The organism is Flavobacterium fluviale, assembly GCF_003312915.1.
Taxonomy (GTDB): Bacteria; Bacteroidota; Bacteroidia; order Flavobacteriales; family Flavobacteriaceae; genus Flavobacterium; species Flavobacterium fluviale.
Map to the genome: position 1 here is coordinate 3,555,090 of NZ_CP030261.1, position 21,339 is coordinate 3,576,428.

The following is a 21,339-nucleotide window of genomic DNA, read 5'->3' on the forward strand; positions in this document are numbered from 1 at the left end:
CCAAAAATACAATTAAAAAAAATATTTTATTTTATACAATTAAGCAAAAAAATATCAGAATTTAACTATTCGCCTACGATATGTAACTCATTAAACTCTTTATCAACAATTAAGAAATTATTTTGTTCGAAATTAATTTTATCAAACTCAATTTTTTCATTGTCAATTTCTATTTCAGAAACTTTAAAAGGCAGACCAATTAAATTGATTTTATACTTGCTATAAGGAGTATCGTATTTACCTTCTTTATGAAGCTGAATAATTAATTCTTTTTCTTTTCCAATAGTTCTTAAAGATAAAAAGCTGTAACGACCTTTTTTGTAATCATATCCATCTTGTGCATCTTCGTACACAACAGATTTCTCTTTTCCATTTTTAAAATAAACATCAAGCGTCAATTCATCAAACTCCAATTCTCCAACATATTGCTGCACCGGATATTTTGGAATAATGGCACCTGCTTTTACAAAAACTGGAATTTCATCAAATTTAATATCAATCCAGATCTCTCTTCCTCCAATAAAAAGTTCATTTGTCCAATAGTTATACCACTCACCTCTTGGAATATACATACGGCGGCCTACAGCATTAGGTTCAAGGATTGGACATACTAAAATTTGATTTCCAAAGATGAATTCATCATTGCGGTAATGTGTCTGCGTGTCATCTTGATCGTAGTAAACCAAAGGTTTTAACATCGGAAGTCCTTCCTCAATGTACTGCCAAAACATCGTATATAAATAAGGTAATAATTGATAACGAAGACTAACAAATTTTCTCGTAATATTAATTACTTCTTCATCAAATGCCCAAGGTTCCTGGTTTCCATGATCTCCAGAAGAGTGTGTTCTACAAAACGGATGAAAAACACCTAATTGAATCCAACGAGCATATAATTCGCCTGTTGGCTGTTCTGCAAAACCTCCAATGTCTGAACCTGTGAATCCCATTCCTGAAATTGACATTCTTTGTACCTGAATATTTGCGATCCATAAATGTTCCCAAGTCGCCACATTATCTCCTGTCCAAGAAGATGTATAACGCTGCGCACCAGAATATGCCGATCTTGTAATAACAAAAGGACGTTTTGGATATGTAAATCTTTTCACGCCATGATAGGTTGCCCTCGCCATCTGCGTTCCATAAATATTATGGGCTTTTCTATGGCTGCACGGATTTCCATCGTAAAAGTGACGCACATCCATTGGAAATGTTTTATTTGGAACCTCCATTACTGCAGGTTCGTTCATATCATTCCAAACTCCTTTTACTCCTATTTCTGAAACTAATTCTTTAAATAACCCAGCCCACCATTCTCTAACTGCGGGATTTGTGTAATCTGGAAAATTACATTCACCAGGCCAGACTTTTCCTTTCATATAAGGCCCATCGGCTCTTTTGCAGAAATAATCTTTTTCTAAGGCTTCTTGATAAACCCAATAATCTTTATCGATTTTGATTCCAGGATCTATAATGACAACCGTTTTAAAACCATCTTCTGCTAATTCAGCGACCATTTTTTTTGGATCTGGAAAATAATTTTTATTCCACGTAAAACATCGAAATCCTTCCATGTAATCAATATCCAGATAAATGGCGTCACAAGGAATTTGAAGTTCCCTAAATTTTGAAGTAATTTCTTTTACTTTACTTTCTGGATAGTAACTCCATTTACACTGATGATATCCCAAAACCCATAATGGTGGTAATTCTGGCTTTCCAGTTAAGTCGGTATAAGATGTTACAACATCCTGCATTTGCGGACCGTAAAAGAAATAATAGTTCATTTCTCCACCCTCTGCCCAGAAACTCGTAACATTTCTCCTTTCTTGACAGAAATCAAAAAAAGTTCTAAAAGTATTATCAAAGAAAATACCGTAAGATTGTTTATTATGAAGTCCTATATAAAATGGAACTACCTTATATAAAGGCTCTTGATCTTTTTGATACGCATATTGGTCTGTGGCAAAATTTTCGACTCTTTTACCTTTAAGGTTCATTTGAGTTGCCTTATCACCAAGACCATAATAACATTCGCCATCTTTAGAAAACTTACTCATTTTTACGATATTACCCCCGTATTCGTAGCTTTCTTCCCAATGAAAACCAAGTTCATCTTCAAGAATCAAAAAGTCATTAAGATCGTAAATAGCCAAACGAAGATCTGCTTTCTGAATTTTACATTTCACTTTGCTGGTTCTTATCTGAAAGAAAGTTTCTTCTTCTGTAAGTTCTAGGAAATTGTAACCGTGAAGCTGTGTTTTATCAATCGCATATGAAAAGTCATTACTAAAATAACCTTTTGTAGTAAAGCGAAATCGAATCAAACTGTCTCTAAGAATAGTGACTTTTAAAATTACTTTATTATCCGTATTGAAAAAAATAGAATCTCCTTCATGCTCGTAAGAAACAATTTTTGATGGATATAAATCGCCTTTGTATTCTAATGATGTGTTTGTAATCATATCGCTAATGAATTAATTATAAAACGCTAATCTCTATTTCAAACATACAAAAAAAGTTAGTAAAGCCCTATGAATAAAAGGTTTATTCACGAAAACGTTTTTTCTGATTAAGTATTGAATTACAGCTCAAAAAATCGAAAAATCGATAATTTACAAAGGATAAAATGATAAAAAAATACTTAAAGAAATGAATGTAAGATTTTGTTTAAACGAAAGAATATACGGTTACACTTAAAGGCGGTAAAATTAATTCAACAGAAAAATCCCTGCCATCATAAGAAATAGATTCTGTCTTTAGTGATTTCCTATTTCCAACACCGCCGCCGCCATAAATTAAAGCATCGCTATTAAAAATCTCCTCTAATTTTCCTTTCTTAGGAATTCCTATTCTGTAATTTTCTCGTATTACTTCTGTAAAATTGCAGACCACAATTACATTTTCATCTGGATTATTCCCTTTTCGAATATACGATAGAACCGCATTTTGATGATCGGAATAATTAATCCATTCAAAACCATCTCCTGTAAATTGCTTTTCATACAATGCAGGATGTGATTTATAAAGCTGATTTAAATCTGTAATTAATCTCTTTATTCCCGAATGAAAATCATACTGCAGCAAATGCCAGTCTAAACTTTGCTCAAAATTCCATTCGCTTGTCTGGCCAAATTCAGCTCCCATAAACAATAATTTAGTTCCTGGATGAGTGAACATATAACCGTACAATAATCTCAAATTGGCAAATCGCTGCCATTCATCGCCCGGCATTTTATAATTAAGAGATTTCTTCCCGTAAACTACTTCATCATGAGAAAAAGGAAGCATGAAATTTTCGGTAAACGCATAGGTCATCGAGAAAGTCAGATCATTTTGATGATATTTTCGATAAACAGTTTCTTTTTGAAAATATTTTAAGGTATCATGCATCCAGCCCATCATCCATTTCATCCCGAAACCTAATCCCCCTGTAAATGTCGGTCTTGATACCATCGGAAAAGAAGTGCTTTCTTCTGCAATAGTTTGAACTCCATTAAAATTAGCATATATTACTTCATTAAATTCTTTAAGAAAACTTATGCTGTCTAAATTTTCTCTTCCTCCAAAAATATTAGCTTCCCACTCGCCTTCTTTTCTAGAATAATCGAGATATAACATAGATGCTACAGCATCAACTCTTAATCCGTCAACATGATAATTTTGAAGCCAAAAAACAGCATTACTGATTAAAAAGGCACGGACTTCATTTCTTCCATAATTAAAAACCAGACTTTTCCAATCAGGATGATATCCTTTTCTTCGATCTGGATGTTCGTATAAATGCGATCCGTCAAAATAACCTAAACCGTGAGCATCATCTGGAAAATGCGATGGAACCCAGTCTAAAATTACACCAATTCCTTCCTGATGCAGTTTATCAACCAAAACCATAAAATCTTGAGGCTTCCCGAAACGTGAAGTTGGCGCAAAATATCCCGTTAGCTGATAACCCCACGAAGGGTCATAAGGATATTCCATAATCGGCATAAATTCTACATGCGTAAAACCGGTTTCTTTTACATATTTAACTAAATCATCTGCAAGTTCTAAATAACTTAAAAAACGATTATGCTCTGCTCTTTTCCAAGAACCTAGATGAACTTCATAAACTGAGTACGGTTTGTCTAAAGCATTAAATTGCTGCCTATTCTGCATCCAGTTTTCATCTTTCCAGCTATAATCTAAATCCCAGACTACAGACGCAGTATGAGGCGGTTTTTCGCAATACAAAGCAAAAGGATCTGCTTTTTCGGTTACAATTCCTCCAATATTCGACTGAATTTTATACTTATAAAGTGCTCCTTTTGAAATATCTGGAATAAATCCTTCCCAAATTCCCGATGAATCCCATCGAACATTCAAATTATGTTCTCCTTGAGTCCAATAATTAAAGTCGCCTACAACTGAAACAGAATGTGCTGTAGGTGCCCAGACTGCAAAGTAAACCCCTTTAACTCCATTGACTTCAATTAAATGCGCTCCTAATTTTTCATATAATTTGAAGTGTTTGCCAGCTTTGAACAAATCAATATCAAAATCTGTAAATAAAGAATGTGTGATTACTTTAGTCATATTTATTTTTTAAGGCAACGATTGAAAATTGGAATTTGATCGTGAAGTTTCGGGATAAAAATTGGAATTTTTAAAATTTATTCAATTCTAAAGTTATCAGATAGAGTAACTCCTTTTTTAATCACAACAATTCCGTCTTTTATGCTGTATAATTCATTAGTAAAATTATCCAAATGTTTTCCGCCGCTTATGTGAACATTATTTCCAATACGCACATTTTTATCGATTAAAGCATTTTTGATAAAACAATTTTCACCAATACCCACATGAATTTTATTGATACCGCTTTCGTAATTTAGTTCATCAAGATCCTGATAGAAATCGTTACCCATTACATAGCAGTTTTCTAAAACAGTACCCTCTTCAATTCTAGAACGAATACCAATTACAGAACTTTTTATTTCTTTTGCATTAATAATACAGCCTTCTGAAATTAAAGATTGATTGATAATGGAATTTCTAAATTTAGAAGGTGGCAGTAATCTTGGTCTAGTGAAGATTTTATTCTCGTTATCGAATAAATTAAATTCTGGAATATCTGCTGTCAAACCAATATTGGCTTCAAAAAACGATTCAATATTTCCAATATCTGTCCAATATCCTTCATATTGATAACTTAATATTTTATGTTTTCCAACGGCCTGCGGAATAATTTCTTTCCCAAAATCTTTAGTTTCCTGATCCCCCATTAACTCCACTAACAATGATTTATTGAAAATATAAATCCCCATTGAAGCTAAATATTTTTTACCTTTTTCCTGCATATGTTCACTCACTTCAGATTCCCATTCAGGCAGCAATGAAGCGTGCGGTTTTTCTATAAAGGCATGAATATTATTCTCATGATCAGTTTTAAGAATTCCAAATTCTGGTGCATCTTTTGCATTTACCGGTAAAGTGGCAATGGAAATTTCAGCATCGGCAGCAATATGTGCTTCCAGCATTTCGTTAAAATCCATTTGATATAATTGATCACCAGAAAGAATCAAAGCATGATCAAAATCGTGTTTTAAAAAATGTGACATACACTGTCTCACAGCATCTGCAGTTCCCTGAAACCAAGTTGGATTATCTGGAGTTTGTTCTGCGGCCAAAATATCTACAAAAGACTGACTGAAAATACTAAAATTAAAAGTGTTTTTAATATGTGCATTTAAAGATGCGGAGTTAAACTGTGTCAAAACAAATATTTTAAAAATATCAGAATTGATACAATTAGAAATTGGAATATCTACCAAACGATATTTTCCTCCAATTGGAACAGCTGGTTTTGATCTCGTTTCTGTCAATGGAAACAAACGTGATCCCTGTCCTCCTCCTAAAATAATAGCAACTACATTTTTCTTTTTAAATTTCATTTTTCTCAATTATTAGGTTGTATATCTCGATGTAATCATGGCAAACACTTTCCCAGGAATGATCTGCTTCCATTCCTCTTTTTAAAACTTTATTGAAACTAATTTTATCATCGTATAATTTCACAGCACGATTTATGGAATAACAAATATCTCCAACCGAAGCCTGATCGTGGCAGATTCCATTACCGTTATCACCAAAATCAATTACAGTATCTCTCAATCCTCCCGTTCTCCTCACAATCGGAATTGTTCCATAACGCATGGCGTACATTTGGTTTAAACCACAAGGTTCAACTCTCGAAGGCATTAAAATATAGTCAGATCCTGCATAAATCAAATGCGCTAATTCTTCATTATAACCAATAAAAACATTGTAATTTCCTTTATAATCATTACGCAATTGGGTTAACTGCGATTCAATTTCTGAATTTCCTGAACCCAGAATTAAAATATTAATATTTTCAAAATTTTCAGATAATGCTAGTGCGGAAGCCTGAGGTAATAAGTCTCCACCTTTCTCTTCAAACAAACGCCCTATAAAACTAAATAAAGGTTTTGACGGATCAAGTTCGAATTGATCACACAATTTTTCTTTATTTTTCTGTTTTCCAATTTCAAAATTCTCTATCGAATAGTTCTCCGAAATCATTTCATCTTTTAGAGGATTCCAGACTTCAATGTCAATCCCGTTTAAAATTCCTTTAGATTTATTTCTAACAGAATTAAATAAACTTTCCAAACCATTTGCTGCGTAATTAATTTCGTCTAAATAACTTGGAGAAACTGTAGTAACAGCTTGAGCACATTTTACTGCAACTGCCAGTGAATTTATTGAATTGTTCCATTCTAAAAATCCAACATGTTTCAAATCAAACTCTGGCAGATAATGTAGTTTATCAAAACCAAACCATCCTTGATACAAACCATTATGAATCGTTATCACCGTTTTTAAATCCTTTAATTTTTCATATTTATAAGCAAACTGAGTTAAAAACGGAATTAGACCTGTATGATGATCATGGCAGTTAATTACATCTGGAACTTCATTTCGAGCAATTATCCAATCTAAAGCAGCAATCTGAAAAGATAAAAACCGTTCGATATCATCCTCATAACCATATACATTTGGACGATCGAATAATTCATTTATTTCTATTAGATATAATTCATAACCTAATATATCAGTACTTTCTTTAAGAACATTAAAAGGAAAATTAAAGCTTCCGAGTTTAACAGATCCCCAATGAACGTAGTCGAATTGATTTTCTTTTTTAAATTTTGTGTCATAAGCAGGAACAACAACTCGTACATTATGACCAGCATTATTTTGATATTTAGGAAGTGCACCAACCACATCGGCCAAACCCCCAACCTTTGCCATTGGATAACATTCTGCACTAATATGAAATATTTCCATTTAGAAATTAATTTGCGATTATTATTTAAGAACAATCAGTAATATGCTACTTTTATGTTTTCTAAATTTAGCAAAAAATAAGCAAAGTTCCACTTCCAAAAAAGTTTTATTGAAATGGCAAAAAAGGCAATCAATCCCACTAAATCATTAAAAATTCCTCAGATAATTATAATATCTGCCAAAATTTGCGCTTTGATCTCCACAAAATTAGTTGCCAAATTTGCTGCAAGAATATTTACAACTCCAATAAAACATAAAGTTCCAAAAAGAGAATTTGAAATGGATCATAAAAGCATTCAACAAACAATTTATATCCCTGCAATCGATAAGAGCGTTGTTACCTATGAATATGGAAATAGTAATCGTAAAATATTATTAGTTCACGGTTGGTCTGGCCGCGGAACACAATTGTTTAAAATCGCAGAGGAACTTTTACAAAATGGTTATTCAACCATTAGTTTTGACGCCCCAGCACATGGAAAATCTAAAGGCAAAACCACAATAATGTCTGAATTTATAGCTGCTATTCTTGAAATTGAAAAGCAATTTGGTCCTTTTGAAATTGCAATTGGACATTCACTTGGAGGAATGTCTGTCTTAAATGCGATTAAAGACGGTCTAAAAGTAAATAAAGCTGTAATAATTGGAAGCGGTGATATTGTACAGGATATTTTAGATGAGTTTATTTTTAAATTAGGATTGAAGAAAGGAATTGGTGATAATTTAAGAGATTTATTTGAAGAGAAATATCAAGTAAAAATGGATGATTTTTCAGCTTATCGCGCAGCTCAGAAAATTAAAATTCCAGTTTTAGTAATACATGATAATGATGATCCAGAAGTTCCAATTAAAGCAGGAATTCACATCCATCAAAATCTTGAACAAGGAAGCCTTTATCTAACAGACGGACTTGGTCACAGAAAAATATTAGGTAATCATAATGTGATAAAAAAAACTTTAGAATTCATTAAAATAAATTAACTTTATATAAGTAACTACTTCTATATCAATTTTTAAAAAACATTACAAATGGATTTATTTGGAGAATCATTAAATTGGGAAACTAAATTAAAACCCATTTTAAAGAAATATAAGGATAAGAAACATCCTTTAGAATACAAAAATACATACCAGCTTTTGATAATAGTTGTCCTGTCTGCACAAGATTCCGATGCTAATATCAATAATGTTGCTCCAGCTTTATTCGAAAAATTTCCAACATTAAATAGTTTATCAAAAACTGATTTAGATACTTTTTTACCTTATATTACTAAAGTTCGAAACCACGGAACAAAAGCAAATTGGCTTTTGGAAATTGCGAAAACAATTAAAAACGATAAAGATATTCCATTAACAATGTCAGGCTTAACCGCTTTAAAAGGTGTTGGGAGGAAGTCGGCCAATGTTATTTTAAGAGAAACTCATCAACCAGCAGAAGGCATCATTGCTGATTTACACGTAATCCGAGTTGCGCCCAGAATTGGAATTGTAAAAGAATCTAAAGACGGAAATAAAATAGAAAAAGACCTGATGCAGGTTTTACCAAAAAATGTCTGGTCAGAAATTGGAATGGCAATTTCCTTTTTAGGAAGAGAAATATGCAGGCCTAAACCAAAATGCGAAGAATGTCTACTAACAGATATCTGTTTGTATTATAATACCAAAGTACTTCATAATTAACTACTTTCTTCTAGTATCAATCAAATAAATGATTTTCCAAATATCTTTTTCTTTAAATAAAGTAAAAGTATTTACACCTGTGTGGCTTAATTTATCATTGATGTAAAACTCATAAGGAGCCCAAACATGAGCCATTGTACCGTCAATTTGGATATTAGAATTTAAAATTTTCTCTTGAAATTTTACATTTAAAGGAATAGAAACGATGGATTTGTAAAATTCCTTAGTAGTTTCATCTGATAATTTATTTCCTTTTGAAAAACTTTCACTAATCGATTGTAAAATCATTTTATCTGCACAAACCGATTTTATTTTAATTGAATCTCTTTCATGAAAGCCCTCAAAAAATATATCGACACTCTTTTGAACTTCTTGTTTTTGTGCATTTGAATAAATACAAAGAAAAAGAAAAAATAGAATAAACTATGTCCTCATATCAAACAGATTAAATTAAACTTCAAACTATATAATTTATGATTTAATTGTTTAGCTAAATATGCCATTATACTTCACTAAAAATAAGAATGTAAAAATATGAAATATTAAGGTGACTGAATTTATAATTTTTGCCATAAAACAAAAAAACTTCAATTAGCAAAGCCAATTGAAGTTTTTAGTACTCAGAGCGGGACTTGAACCCGCACGAACATTGCTGTTCACTGGATTTTAAGTCCAGCGTGTCTACCAATTTCACCATCCGAGCAATTATGTGGTACCTCCAGGGATCGAACCAGGGACACATGGATTTTCAGTCCATTGCTCTACCATCTGAGCTAAGGTACCGTATTTACTTATTAAGTAAATTTTGAATAAAAAACCTCGTTCGTAGAACGAGGTTTTCAAAGAAAGGCGACGACATACTCTCCCACAATACTGCAGTACCATCTGCGCAGGCGGGCTTAACTACTCTGTTCGGGATGGGAAGAGGTGAGCCCCGCCGCAATAACCACCTTAAGGTTTTTAGTAATTAGTGCTTAGTGTATAGTAATTAGTCCTTAGACTCTTTACCAGTTACTTTCACTAATTACTGCTCTGCGTCGAGCAAATATTTTAACATACTGAGATAAAGAAAAGTAAATATATTTTAGAAAGTTTCCTCCTCCCGTCTTTCGGCGGGAGGAAAAGGGTGTACATAAGCTTACGGATTATTAGTACTACTCGACTATGACATTACTGCCTTTACATCTATAGCCTATCAACGTGGTCATCTTCCACGATCCTTAAAAGAAATCTCATCTTGTGGTGGGTTTCGCGCTTATATGCTTTCAGCGCTTATCCCTTCCAAACGTAGCTACTCTGCGGTGCCCCTGGCGGGACAACAGATACACTAGAGGTTTGTCCAATTCGGTCCTCTCGTACTAGAATCAGATCCACTCAAATTTCTAACGCCCGCAGTAGATAGAGACCGAACTGTCTCACGACGTTCTGAACCCAGCTCGCGTGCCACTTTAATGGGCGAACAGCCCAACCCTTGGGACCTTCTCCAGCCCCAGGATGTGACGAGCCGACATCGAGGTGCCAAACCCCCCCGTCGATATGAGCTCTTGGGGGAGATCAGCCTGTTATCCCCGGCGTACCTTTTATCCTTTGAGCGATGGCCCTTCCATGCGGAACCACCGGATCACTATGCTCTACTTTCGTACCTGATCGACCTGTATGTCTCTCAGTCAAGCTCCCTTATGCCATTGCACTCTACGCACGGTTACCAAGCGTACTGAGGGAACCTTTAGAAGCCTCCGTTACTCTTTTGGAGGCGACCACCCCAGTCAAACTACCCACCAAGCAATGTCCCCCGCAAAACGGGGTTAGGCCTCAGATAAACAAAGGGTTGTATTTCAACAATGACTCCACAACGCCTGGCGACGCCGCTTCATAGTCTCCAACCTATCCTACACATCATTTATCCAAGGTCAATACTAAGCTATAGTAAAGGTGCACAGGGTCTTTTCGTCCCACTGCGGGTAAACGGCATCTTCACCGTTACTACAATTTCACCGAGCTCATGGCTGAGACAGTGTCCAGATCGTTACACCATTCGTGCAGGTCGGAACTTACCCGACAAGGAATTTCGCTACCTTAGGACCGTTATAGTTACGGCCGCCGTTTACTGGGGCTTCAATTCAATGCTTCTCCGAAGATAACATCTCCTCTTAACCTTCCAGCACCGGGCAGGTGTCAGGCCCTATACTTCATCTTACGATTTTGCAGAGCCCTGTGTTTTTGATAAACAGTCGCCTGGACCTCTTCACTGCGGCCCCGATTGCTCGGGGCGACCTTTCTCCCGAAGTTACAGGTCTATTTTGCCTAATTCCTTAGCCATGAATCTCTCGAGCACCTTAGGATTCTCTCCTCAACTACCTGTGTCGGTTTACGGTACTGGTTCTTACTGCCTGAAGTTTAGAGGTTTTTCTTGGAAGCCCTTAGGCGCACTATCTCTTTGTCCGAAGACTCCGAGTACTATCGTATTTCACCAAGCTCTACGGATTTGCCTATAGAGCCTATAGCTAGGTACTTTAACGAACTATTCCGTCAGTTCGCGGCGCTTTCATCACTCCGTCACCCCATCACAGCAATAAGAAGTACGGGAATATTAACCCGTTAGCCATCGACTGTCCCTTTCGGGTTCGCCTTAGGACCAGACTAACCCACAGCTGATTAGCATAGCTGTGGAAACCTTAGTTTTTCGGTGTGCGGGTTTCTCGCCCGCATTATCGTTACTTATGCCTACATTTTCTTTTCTGACCGGTCCAGCATACCTTACGATACACCTTCTGCCCTGTCAGAATGCTCCCCTACCACTTACAGTAAACTGTAAATCCATAGCTTCGGTAATATGCTTATGCCCGATTATTATCCATGCTCGTCCGCTCGACTAGTGAGCTGTTACGCACTCTTTAAATGAATGGCTGCTTCCAAGCCAACATCCTAGCTGTCTGGGCAGACAAACCTCGTTCTTTCAACTTAGCATATATTTGGGGACCTTAGCTGATGGTCTGGGTTCTTTCCCTCTCGGACTTGGACCTTAGCACCCAAGCCCTCACTGTTAGTGAACATTATACAGCATTCGGAGTTTGTCAGGAATTGGTAGGCGGTGAAGCCCCCGCATCCAATCAGTAGCTCTACCTCTGTATAACTTTATAACTAACGCTGCACCTAAATGCATTTCGGGGAGTACGAGCTATTTCCGAGTTTGATTGGCCTTTCACCCCTACCCACAGGTCATCCGAAGACTTTTCAACGTCAACCGGTTCGGTCCTCCACTGTGTGTTACCACAGCTTCAACCTGCCCATGGGTAGATCACACGGTTTCGCGTCTAACACTACTGACTAAAGCGCCCTATTCAGACTCGCTTTCGCTGCGGATCCATGTCTTAAACACTTATCCTTGCCAGCAACGTTAACTCGTAGGCTCATTATGCAAAAGGCACGCCGTCACCCCACGAAAGGGCTCCGACCGCTTGTAAGCGTATGGTTTCAGGATCTATTTCACTCCGTTATTCACGGTTCTTTTCACCTTTCCCTCACGGTACTGGTTCACTATCGGTCTCTCAGGAGTATTTAGCCTTAGCGGATGGTCCCGCCAAATTCAGACAGGGTTTCACGTGCCCCGCCCTACTCAGGATACCACTATCTATTATACTTGTTACCCATACGGGGCTCTCACCCTCTATGGCGTTACTTTCCAGCAACTTCCGGTTCCTTGTACATAAAATGTCGTGGTCCTACAACCCCAGCACTGCCGTAACAGCACTGGTTTGGGCTAATCCGCGTTCGCTCGCCACTACTTACGGAATCACTTTTGTTTTCTTCTCCTCCGCCTACTTAGATGTTTCAGTTCAGCGGGTTTGCCCACCTATCGGTGTGTTATGCCTTCAGCATAACGGGTTGCCCCATTCAGGTATCTGCGGATCAATCGGTGTGTGCCCGTCCCCGCAGCTTTTCGCAGCTTATCACGCCTTTCATCGCCTCTGAGAGCCTAGGCATCCCCCATACGCCCTTATTTTGCTTATTGTACCAATCTTGTTTCTTAAAACAAGACCGTTTTTTTTGTTCTTTGTTATTGCTAACAAAAAACGCTTTCTACTTTCTTATTATTTTCTTATCTCAATATGTCAATGAACTTTGTTTCGCTTTAAGCCATAGGCTGTAAGCTGTAAGCTTTCGCTTTTGTGGAGAATAACGGAGTCGAACCGTTGACCTCCTGCGTGCAAGGCAGGCGCTCTAGCCAGCTGAGCTAATCCCCCATTTTAAATCTTAGATTTTAGAATTCAGATTTTAGATTTCTTAATTCTTCTCTAATTTCCTTTGGTGAATCCCAGCTTCCAGAATTTCCTTTAATCAAGCTTACAGTCTTTTTTTTCTGCTTTTGTAATTTACAATTCATAATTTACAAGCATCATTTTAAAAAGTAGTCCCGGGCAGACTCGAACTGCCGACCCCTACATTATCAGTGTAGTACTCTAACCAGCTGAGCTACGAGACTCTGTTTTACTTAATTTTCATTTCTTTTAAATTAACAGCAAGAGTAATACAATCTCCAATTCAGATTCCTTTAAATAAAAACCTTTTTTCCTAAGCGTGTGCAGGCACTAACACTCAGGCTCTAGAAAGGAGGTGTTCCAGCCGCACCTTCCGGTACGGCTACCTTGTTACGACTTAGCCCTAGTTACCAGTTTTACCCTAGGCAGCTCCTTGCGGTCACCGACTTCAGGCACCCCCAGCTTCCATGGCTTGACGGGCGGTGTGTACAAGGCCCGGGAACGTATTCACCGGATCATGGCTGATATCCGATTACTAGCGATTCCAGCTTCACGGAGTCGAGTTGCAGACTCCGATCCGAACTGTGACCGGCTTTGTAGATTCGCTCCTGGTCACCCAGTGGCTGCTCTCTGTACCGGCCATTGTAGCACGTGTGTAGCCCAAGGCGTAAGGGCCGTGATGATTTGACGTCATCCCCACCTTCCTCACAGTTTGCACTGGCAGTCTTGTTAGAGTTCCCGACTTGACTCGCTGGCAACTAACAACAGGGGTTGCGCTCGTTATAGGACTTAACCTGACACCTCACGGCACGAGCTGACGACAACCATGCAGCACCTTGTAAATTGTCTTGCGAAAGTTCTGTTTCCAAAACGGTCAATCTACATTTAAGCCTTGGTAAGGTTCCTCGCGTATCATCGAATTAAACCACATGCTCCACCGCTTGTGCGGGCCCCCGTCAATTCCTTTGAGTTTCATTCTTGCGAACGTACTCCCCAGGTGGGATACTTATCACTTTCGCTTAGCCACTGAGATTGCTCCCAACAGCTAGTATCCATCGTTTACGGCGTGGACTACCAGGGTATCTAATCCTGTTCGCTACCCACGCTTTCGTCCATCAGCGTCAATCCATTAGTAGTAACCTGCCTTCGCAATTGGTATTCCATGTAATCTCTAAGCATTTCACCGCTACACTACATATTCTAGTTACTTCCTAATAATTCAAGTTCAGCAGTATCAATGGCCGTTCCACCGTTGAGCGATGGGCTTTCACCACTGACTTACTAAACCGCCTACGGACCCTTTAAACCCAATGATTCCGGATAACGCTTGGATCCTCCGTATTACCGCGGCTGCTGGCACGGAGTTAGCCGATCCTTATTCTTACGATACCGTCAAGCTCCTATACATAGGAGTGTTTCTTCTCGTACAAAAGCAGTTTACAATCCATAGGACCGTCATCCTGCACGCGGCATGGCTGGATCAGGCTTGCGCCCATTGTCCAATATTCCTCACTGCTGCCTCCCGTAGGAGTCTGGTCCGTGTCTCAGTACCAGTGTGGGGGATCTCCCTCTCAGGACCCCTACCCATCGTTGCCTTGGTAAGCCGTTACCTTACCAACAAGCTAATGGGACGCATGCTCATCTTTCACCGTTGTGACTTTAATTATAACTCGATGCCGAGTCATAATACTATGAGGTATTAATCCAAATTTCTCTGGGCTATCCCTCTGTGAAAGGCAGATTGCATACGCGTTACGCACCCGTGCGCCGGTCTCTATCTCCGAAGAAATATACCCCTCGACTTGCATGTGTTAAGCCTGCCGCTAGCGTTCATCCTGAGCCAGGATCAAACTCTTCATCGTATATTGTAATATTATATATCGGTGAATATCTATCGGTTCTTTTCGAATCTTGCAATTCTATTACTCTTATTCTTTTGTCCTAACATCTCTGTTAAAACGGCTGTCAATTCAATATGTCTACGAACGTGTCTTCTTTTCTCTTTTCGCTTGTTTCTCAAAGCGGGTGCAAAACTAAAAATTATTTTTGTTTCCTGCAAGAAAAAATTAAAAAAATTTGAAACTTTTTTTTCGTCTCTTTTTCTTCATTTTCTCTCTCAGTATCTCAAGGAACATTCCGTGTTTTGCGGGGTGCAAATGTAATATCCGTTTTCCATTCTCACAAGCTTTTTCTAATCTTTTTTGAAAATTTCTTTTCAGCTTTGATTACTTTTCTTGTCAGTCTTTCAGGGAACGTTTATCGCTTCTGCGGGTGCAAAAGTACCACCTTTATTTACATCTGCAAGACTTTCTTTTATATTTTTTCCATCTTTTTAAATGCTTTTTTCTTAACAGACTGATAACTGATTCTTTACGCATGAAAGTTTTTTTGGGTAATGTGAGGTTTTTCCTCTTTCAACTGCTGTTTCCTCAGTTTAGACCAGCTTTCTTCTTTCAATTTTGCAGAGTTTTTAGTTTTCGGCACCCTTTTTTAATGCTTTTATTCAAATGTACTATTGAGAACTACTGCCTCTGCCGCGACAGCAGTGTAAACAGCTTCTTATTTATAACAGAATCCCAATTCTTAAATTCCAAATTTACTGTACAGGGCTTCGACTCCGCTCAGCCTGACAGATGTTTTGCGACCTTTATATTATAGTATAATTTCTCCCTTATATATATGTGTAGAAAAAAACAAACCCGATGGGTTTTAGAAACCTGTCGGATTTTAGTGGAGTATTATTATATAGGTACTATTTATTTTTTAGCTCTTTCGCTCTTTCCTGCCATTTAACAGAAAGGTCGTCGTAGTTTACGGGATTGGCTGATTTTTGATTCACTAATCTGCCTGACTCAAATGCTCGAACTAGGATTGTTTCTATTAAATAATCTTCGTTTACGTCGTACGGTTTATATTCAGTCTTTAAACTAATGTCAAATAAATTTGCTGTTGTATTTGACACAAATGCTTTGAAACCACTTTTTAAGGTCTTAATCAGTTCATAGGTTGTGATTCCGGTTTGGCGATGAATTAGTTTTACAAGAATTTGCCCTTGCTTTCTAGAAAGCTTTTTTAGTCTTTCTTCGAATTCATTATTCAAATAATCTTCAACAATTTTAAAGTACTTTTTCTTTTCACGATTTGTTTTTAAACGAGCCATTCCGCTGTTTAATGCTGTTAATCGTTCTGAAGCCAATTTTGCATAAGGGTAAACCTTATATACTCTGTTCTGCAGGATTTGAAATTGCTTCAATTCTTCTGGATTCATTTTTTCACCTTTAGAAATAATGATCTCAGGTAATTGAATGGTATCATTTAAAATAGAATCTTGCTCTGTTAGTATATATCCCATTTGTTCGTTCTCTTTGGGAGTAACTTGGGCACTAGCTGAAAAGGAAACAAATAGTATAAACAAAATAAAACTGGTAAATCTCATTGAATCATAATTTAAATGTAAAATTATATATTTATACACAACTCTAATACCAAATTTATATTTTAGCGGAAAATTTTTTTTATGAGTACAAATTCTATCTTACAAGATACTTCTATAGCTTTCTTAGAAAGCTACTTAAATAACGCTTCTCCGACTGGTTACGAAAGTCAAGGTCAAAAGCTTTGGATGAATTATTTAAAACCTTACGTTGATACTTTTATTACAGATACTTATGGAACTGCAGTTGGAGTAATTAATCCTGATGCTCCATATAAGGTTGTTATTGAGGGTCATGCTGATGAAATTTCGTGGTATGTAAACTATATAACTGAGGATGGACTATTGTACGTTGTTAGAAATGGAGGTTCAGATCATCAGATTGCTCCTTCCAAGCGCGTTCATATTCATACTAAAAAAGGAATTGTAAATGGTGTTTTCGGTTGGCCGGCGATTCACACTAGATTACGTGATAAGGAAGAAGTTCCTAAAACAAGTAATATTTTTATTGATTTGGGATGTGAAAATAAAGAGCAGGTTGAAGCTCTTGGCGTTCATGTTGGGTGCGTGATCACTTATCCTGATGAATTTATGATTTTGAATGAAAATAAGTTTGTCTGTCGCGCTATCGACAATAGATTGGGAGGTTTTATGATTGCTGAAGTGGCTCGTTTACTTCATGAAAATAACAAGAAACTTCCGTTTGGACTTTATATTGTAAATTCTGTTCAAGAGGAAATTGGTCTTCGAGGTGCAGAAATGATTGCCCACAGAATAAAACCTAATGTTGCTATCGTGACTGACGTCTGCCACGATACAACAACGCCAATGATTGACAAAAAGGTTGAAGGCGATTTGAAAATGGGCAGAGGTCCTGTTATTGCCTACTCGCCTGCTGTACAAAATAATTTACGTGATTTAATTGTCGAAACGGCTCAAGAAAATAAAATTCCATTTCAACGTCACGCTACTTCGAGATCAACAGGCACTGATACTGACGCATTTGCTTACAGCAACGGAGGTGTTCCGTCTGCGTTGATTTCACTTCCTTTGCGCTATATGCATACAACTGTAGAAATGGTTCATAGAGATGATGTAGAAAATGTAATTCAGTTAATCTATGAGTCTCTTTTGAAAATCGAGAACAATGAAACTTTTTCTTATTTTAAATAAGATGTATCTTTAATGTAAATCCGGTGTATTTTTTTTGACCGGGTTTACAAATAATAAATCACATGAAAATATTACTACTCGAAGACGACTTTACTTTATCAAAAGAAATCTCAGCATTCTTTACTTCAAAGGATTTCGAGTGTTTTGCCTTTTATGATGGATCATTATTGTTGAAAAAATACTTTCCGTACGAATATGATCTGATTATTCTTGATATTAATGTTCCTGGTGTAAACGGAATCGACGTTTGTAAAGGTATTCGAGAAGTCGATAAAAAGACACCTATTATTATGCTGACTGCTTTTAGCGAAATTGAAGATAAATTATCCTCTTTTGATAATGGCGCGGATGATTATTTGGTAAAACCTTTTCATTTTGATGAATTATATGCCAGAGTGCAGTCGTTATTAAGACGTAAAGATGTTCCGCAGCAAGTAGAAAACAAATTACATCTTAAAGATCTTGAGATTTTTGAAGATGATATGAAGGTTTTTAGATCTGGTGAAGAAATAAAACTTACTCCAAAGGAGTTTAAATTAATTTTGATTCTGGCTCATGCAAAAGGAAAAGTACTTTCTAAACAATTTATTGCAGATAAACTTTGGGATTATCATATAGAGACCAATCAGAATACTATTGAGGTTTATATTAATTTTTTGAGAAAGAAAATAGATAAAGATCATGATGTAAAACTAATTAGAACCAAAGTTGGATACGGATATTATCTAAGCGATCAAGAATGACATTAAAAAATAGGATATCACTTTTAGTTAGTTTACTGTTTACCATTCTTTTTGGATTGGCATCTACGGTGATATTCATTTTATATTCCAATTATAGAAAAGAGGAATTTCGCGAGCGACTGGAAATTAAAGCTTTATCTAATATAAAGTTATTAGTTAATGTTAAGCAAGTCGATAATCAGCTTTTAAAAATAATTGATCAAAATTCTATTAATAAACTGTATGATGAAAAAACATTAGTTTTTGATTCTAACTATAAATTAATATACAGCAGTATAGATGATGCCAAAATCAATTGGTCTGTTGACGACTTAAAGTATTTAAAAAAGAACAAAACCTTTTTTAAAAAGCAGGGAGATTATGAGGTATACGGTGTATTTTACGACACTAATGACAAAGATTTCTACGCATTAATCTCTGCAACTGATGATTACGGAAACAGAAAACTGCTTTTCTTACGCTATACTTTGGTTATTTCGTACATCTTTTTTACCACTATCTGCTGGCTTCTGACTTCTTTTATGGTTAGGAAAGCTATGAATCCTTTAAATGCTTTTCATCAAAAAATAAAAAATATAAACGAAAACAACCTAGATACTAGAATTGAATCCAAAAGCAGTAAAGATGAAATTGATCTTATTGCTGATGAATTTAATTTTATGATGGATCGTATTGAAATTTCCTATCAAAGACAAAAAGAGTTTACTGCAAATGCTTCGCACGAATTAAGAACACCGCTTTCCAGAATGACATCTCAGATTGAGAATGCCGTTTCCGATCCTGATATTAGGCCTAAAAGTAAATCTTTCTTAAATGCATTATTGACTGATGTTAATCATTTAAGTGAATTGATTAACTCCTTATTAATTCTTTCGAAAATTGACAACAGTGAAGCAGACAACCATGAAGTTCAACGATTGGATGAAATTTTATTTTCGTCTATTGAAAAAATAAACAAGACTTTTCCCGATTTCGTTATTCTTTTTGAAATGGAAGAAAGCGATAATCTTGATACGGCTTTAGAAATCAATGGAAACAAAAATCTACTTGAAATTGCTATTACCAATGTTTTAAAAAACGCTTATATTTATTCGGATAATAAACAAGCTCAAGTTAAAATTAGTACTGAGGATAATCTGCTCCTTTTATCTATTTCAAATTCAGGACGTACCTTAAGCGACTTTGAGCAGCAAAATCTTTTTCAGCCTTTTATGCGCGGCGAAAATGCCAAAGGAATAACTGGTTTTGGACTTGGACTTCGTATTGTAAATAGAATCCTTAGCCTTCATAATTCTAATATAACGTACAGTATTCCAAGTGACAGCGTGAATTTATTCCGCATTACTTTTCATAACTAATTTTTTTTTAAGGTTTTTTTAAGGTAGATTTTAAGGTGTCTTAAAGTCCGCAGATAGCATATTTGTATTAAATAAATTTGATACAATGAAAAAATTATATGCATTCTTACTATTTGCATTCCTTAATCAGGTAGTCATGGCTCAAAAAACAGTTACTCTTCAAGACTGTGAAAGCCAATTCTTAAAAAAGAATCTTTTTTTACTGGCATCGCAATACAACATCGATGCCTCAAAAGCATTAACTATTCAGGCTCGTATCTGGGATAATCCCACAATTTCAGCAGAATTAAATGCCTATAATCCTGAAAGAGATAAGTATTTTGATATTGGTAAAGATGGACAGAAAGTCTTTGCAATCGAACAGCTGATTTATCTTGGAGGTAAAAAAAGAAATGAAGTAAAACTAGCTCAAGCAAATGAAAAGCTGGCAGAACTTCAATTCAATGATTTACTACGCAATTTAAAATTACAGCTTCGCAAAAGTTTTTTTACAGTGTATTACAATACCAAAAATCTCCAAAACACTGATAAGCAAATTGGGCATATCGAAAACTTAATTAATTCGTACTCTGCTCAGGCTCAAAAGGGAAACATTCCATTAAAAGATGTTGTTCGACTGCAATCGTTATATCTTAATTTTAAGAATGAACGAATGGAAGTTGTTAGTGCGAATATCGAAGAGCAGGCCAACTTAAAACTGCTTTTAAATGAAACTGAAAATGTTATTCCAATAGTAAGCAAAGACGATTCTGATAAATATTTAAAAACAATTGAATTCGATCTTAAAGGTTTTGAAGATGAAGCAATAGCTAATCGCCCTGATTATTTAGCTAAGCAAAAAGAAATTGATGCTAATGAACTGAATGTAAGATGGCAAAAATCGCTTTCTGTTCCAGATATTACTTTGGGAGCAAACTATGATCAGCGAAGTGGTGCATTTAATAGAGAAGCCAATGTAAGCGTTGGAATTCCTCTGCCTCTTTGGAATAAAAATAAAGGAAACATTAAGTATGCAGAAACAATTTTGGAGCAATCAAAAATTGAAAAACAAAATTTTGAACTGCAGTTACAAACCGAGATTACTGCTGCTTGGACTAAATGGGATGAATCCAGACAAAATTATATCGTGATAAAACCTACTGTAAATTCTGATTTTGAGGCAGTTTATAACGGTATGCTGACGAACTTTCAAAAACGAAATGTAAGTCTGTTAGAATTTACCGATTTCATGGAAAGCTACAATCAAGCTATTATTCAACTTAACGAATTGAAGAAAAAAGTAGTGATAGCTGGTGAAGAATTAAATAGCACGATCAATAAAGATTTATTTTAAAAATTAAAGA

Annotated in this window: 13 protein-coding genes, 4 tRNA genes and 3 rRNA genes; 6 read left to right on the forward strand and 14 right to left on the reverse strand. The window is 36.2% G+C overall.

Annotated features, from left to right (window positions below; all coding sequences use genetic code 11):
• Nucleotides 1-65: 65 nt before the first annotated feature.
• The 4 genes from HYN86_RS15640 to HYN86_RS15655 form a co-directional block, all read right to left on the reverse strand.
• Nucleotides 66-2,465, reverse strand: a complete 2,400-nt coding sequence (locus HYN86_RS15640; RefSeq protein WP_113678884.1) for a glycoside hydrolase family 31 protein — start codon at nucleotides 2,463-2,465, stop codon at nucleotides 66-68.
• A gap of 205 nt (nucleotides 2,466-2,670) precedes the next feature.
• A complete protein-coding gene (glgB, locus tag HYN86_RS15645; protein ID WP_113678885.1) occupies nucleotides 2,671-4,575 on the reverse strand; it encodes a 1,4-alpha-glucan branching protein GlgB in 1,905 nt (634 codons plus the stop codon).
• 77 nt (nucleotides 4,576-4,652) lie between these two features.
• Nucleotides 4,653-5,933, reverse strand: coding sequence for a glucose-1-phosphate adenylyltransferase (locus HYN86_RS15650; protein ID WP_113679966.1), 1,281 nt, complete (start codon nucleotides 5,931-5,933; stop codon nucleotides 4,653-4,655).
• A complete protein-coding gene (locus HYN86_RS15655; protein ID WP_113678886.1) occupies nucleotides 5,923-7,350 on the reverse strand; it encodes a glycogen synthase in 1,428 nt (475 codons plus the stop codon). The genes HYN86_RS15650 and HYN86_RS15655 overlap by 11 nt, the downstream gene beginning before the upstream one ends.
• Nucleotides 7,351-7,464: 114 nt before the next feature.
• Here HYN86_RS15655 and HYN86_RS15660 point away from each other — a divergent pair, with 114 nt between their 5' ends.
• Nucleotides 7,465-8,331, forward strand: a complete 867-nt coding sequence (locus tag HYN86_RS15660) for an alpha/beta fold hydrolase (protein ID WP_113678887.1) — start codon at nucleotides 7,465-7,467, stop codon at nucleotides 8,329-8,331.
• Between the two features lie 48 nt (nucleotides 8,332-8,379).
• Nucleotides 8,380-9,030: an endonuclease III domain-containing protein gene (locus HYN86_RS15665; RefSeq protein ID WP_113678888.1), complete on the forward strand. Its 651-nt coding sequence runs from the start codon at nucleotides 8,380-8,382 to the stop codon at nucleotides 9,028-9,030.
• On the opposite strand, the gene HYN86_RS15670 is transcribed toward HYN86_RS15665, so the two are convergent.
• From HYN86_RS15670 to HYN86_RS15710, 10 genes are all read right to left on the reverse strand, one after another.
• Nucleotides 9,031-9,318 carry a hypothetical protein gene (locus HYN86_RS15670; protein WP_230406374.1) on the reverse strand — a complete coding sequence of 96 codons (288 nt, stop codon included), beginning with the start codon at nucleotides 9,316-9,318 and terminating at the stop codon, nucleotides 9,031-9,033.
• Nucleotides 9,319-9,647: 329 nt separating this feature from the next.
• Nucleotides 9,648-9,733, reverse strand: a tRNA-Leu gene (locus tag HYN86_RS15675).
• Between the two features lie 7 nt (nucleotides 9,734-9,740).
• Nucleotides 9,741-9,813: transfer RNA gene (locus HYN86_RS15680), tRNA-Phe, on the reverse strand.
• A 61-nt stretch (nucleotides 9,814-9,874) separates the two neighbouring features.
• Nucleotides 9,875-9,984, reverse strand: a 5S ribosomal RNA gene (gene rrf, locus HYN86_RS15685).
• 174 nt (nucleotides 9,985-10,158) lie between these two features.
• Nucleotides 10,159-13,042: ribosomal RNA gene (locus HYN86_RS15690) — 23S ribosomal RNA — on the reverse strand.
• Nucleotides 13,043-13,200: 158 nt separating this feature from the next.
• Nucleotides 13,201-13,274 (reverse strand) — tRNA-Ala (locus HYN86_RS15695).
• Between the two features lie 17 nt (nucleotides 13,275-13,291).
• Nucleotides 13,292-13,414 carry a hypothetical protein gene (locus tag HYN86_RS21225; RefSeq protein ID WP_262512120.1) on the reverse strand — a complete coding sequence of 41 codons (123 nt, stop codon included), beginning with the start codon at nucleotides 13,412-13,414 and terminating at the stop codon, nucleotides 13,292-13,294.
• Nucleotides 13,415-13,439: 25 nt separating this feature from the next.
• Nucleotides 13,440-13,513, reverse strand: a tRNA-Ile gene (locus HYN86_RS15700).
• Nucleotides 13,514-13,637: 124 nt separating this feature from the next.
• Nucleotides 13,638-15,151 (reverse strand): 16S ribosomal RNA (locus tag HYN86_RS15705).
• The 16S, 23S and 5S rRNA genes sit together here with 4 tRNA genes alongside, the layout of an rRNA operon.
• Before the next feature lie 890 nt (nucleotides 15,152-16,041).
• Nucleotides 16,042-16,725 (reverse strand): DUF4294 domain-containing protein, encoded by a 684-nt coding sequence (locus HYN86_RS15710; RefSeq protein WP_113678889.1) that lies wholly within the window; start codon nucleotides 16,723-16,725, stop codon nucleotides 16,042-16,044.
• A gap of 81 nt (nucleotides 16,726-16,806) precedes the next feature.
• Between HYN86_RS15710 and HYN86_RS15715 the strand changes: the two genes are divergently transcribed.
• From HYN86_RS15715 to HYN86_RS15730, 4 genes are all read left to right on the forward strand, one after another.
• Entirely contained in the window at nucleotides 16,807-17,895 is a 1,089-nt protein-coding gene (locus tag HYN86_RS15715; protein ID WP_113678890.1) for a M42 family metallopeptidase, read from the forward strand.
• Between the two features lie 62 nt (nucleotides 17,896-17,957).
• Complete coding sequence (locus HYN86_RS15720; protein WP_113678891.1) at nucleotides 17,958-18,638, forward strand: response regulator transcription factor; 681 nt, start codon at nucleotides 17,958-17,960, stop codon at nucleotides 18,636-18,638.
• Complete coding sequence (locus HYN86_RS15725) at nucleotides 18,635-19,996, forward strand: HAMP domain-containing sensor histidine kinase (RefSeq protein ID WP_113678892.1); 1,362 nt, start codon at nucleotides 18,635-18,637, stop codon at nucleotides 19,994-19,996. Before HYN86_RS15720 ends, HYN86_RS15725 begins: the two co-directional genes overlap by 4 nt.
• Before the next feature lie 85 nt (nucleotides 19,997-20,081).
• Nucleotides 20,082-21,329 (forward strand): TolC family protein, encoded by a 1,248-nt coding sequence (locus tag HYN86_RS15730; protein ID WP_113678893.1) that lies wholly within the window; start codon nucleotides 20,082-20,084, stop codon nucleotides 21,327-21,329.
• Nucleotides 21,330-21,339 lie beyond the last annotated feature (10 nt).

Coding starts and splice junctions, on each gene's coding strand:
- HYN86_RS15640 (WP_113678884.1), bottom strand. CDS start 2,465: ATGATTACAAACACATCATTAGAATACAAAGGCGATTTATATCCATCA.
- glgB (WP_113678885.1), bottom strand. CDS start 4,575: ATGACTAAAGTAATCACACATTCTTTATTTACAGATTTTGATATTGAT.
- HYN86_RS15650 (WP_113679966.1), bottom strand. CDS start 5,933: ATGAAATTTAAAAAGAAAAATGTAGTTGCTATTATTTTAGGAGGAGGA.
- HYN86_RS15655 (WP_113678886.1), bottom strand. CDS start 7,350: ATGGAAATATTTCATATTAGTGCAGAATGTTATCCAATGGCAAAGGTT.
- HYN86_RS15660 (WP_113678887.1), top strand. CDS start 7,465: ATGGCAAAAAAGGCAATCAATCCCACTAAATCATTAAAAATTCCTCAG.
- HYN86_RS15665 (WP_113678888.1), top strand. CDS start 8,380: ATGGATTTATTTGGAGAATCATTAAATTGGGAAACTAAATTAAAACCC.
- HYN86_RS15670 (WP_230406374.1), bottom strand. CDS start 9,318: ATGATTTTACAATCGATTAGTGAAAGTTTTTCAAAAGGAAATAAATTA.
- HYN86_RS21225 (WP_262512120.1), bottom strand. CDS start 13,414: ATGAATTGTAAATTACAAAAGCAGAAAAAAAAGACTGTAAGCTTGATT.
- HYN86_RS15710 (WP_113678889.1), bottom strand. CDS start 16,725: ATGAGATTTACCAGTTTTATTTTGTTTATACTATTTGTTTCCTTTTCA.
- HYN86_RS15715 (WP_113678890.1), top strand. CDS start 16,807: ATGAGTACAAATTCTATCTTACAAGATACTTCTATAGCTTTCTTAGAA.
- HYN86_RS15720 (WP_113678891.1), top strand. CDS start 17,958: ATGAAAATATTACTACTCGAAGACGACTTTACTTTATCAAAAGAAATC.
- HYN86_RS15725 (WP_113678892.1), top strand. CDS start 18,635: ATGACATTAAAAAATAGGATATCACTTTTAGTTAGTTTACTGTTTACC.
- HYN86_RS15730 (WP_113678893.1), top strand. CDS start 20,082: ATGAAAAAATTATATGCATTCTTACTATTTGCATTCCTTAATCAGGTA.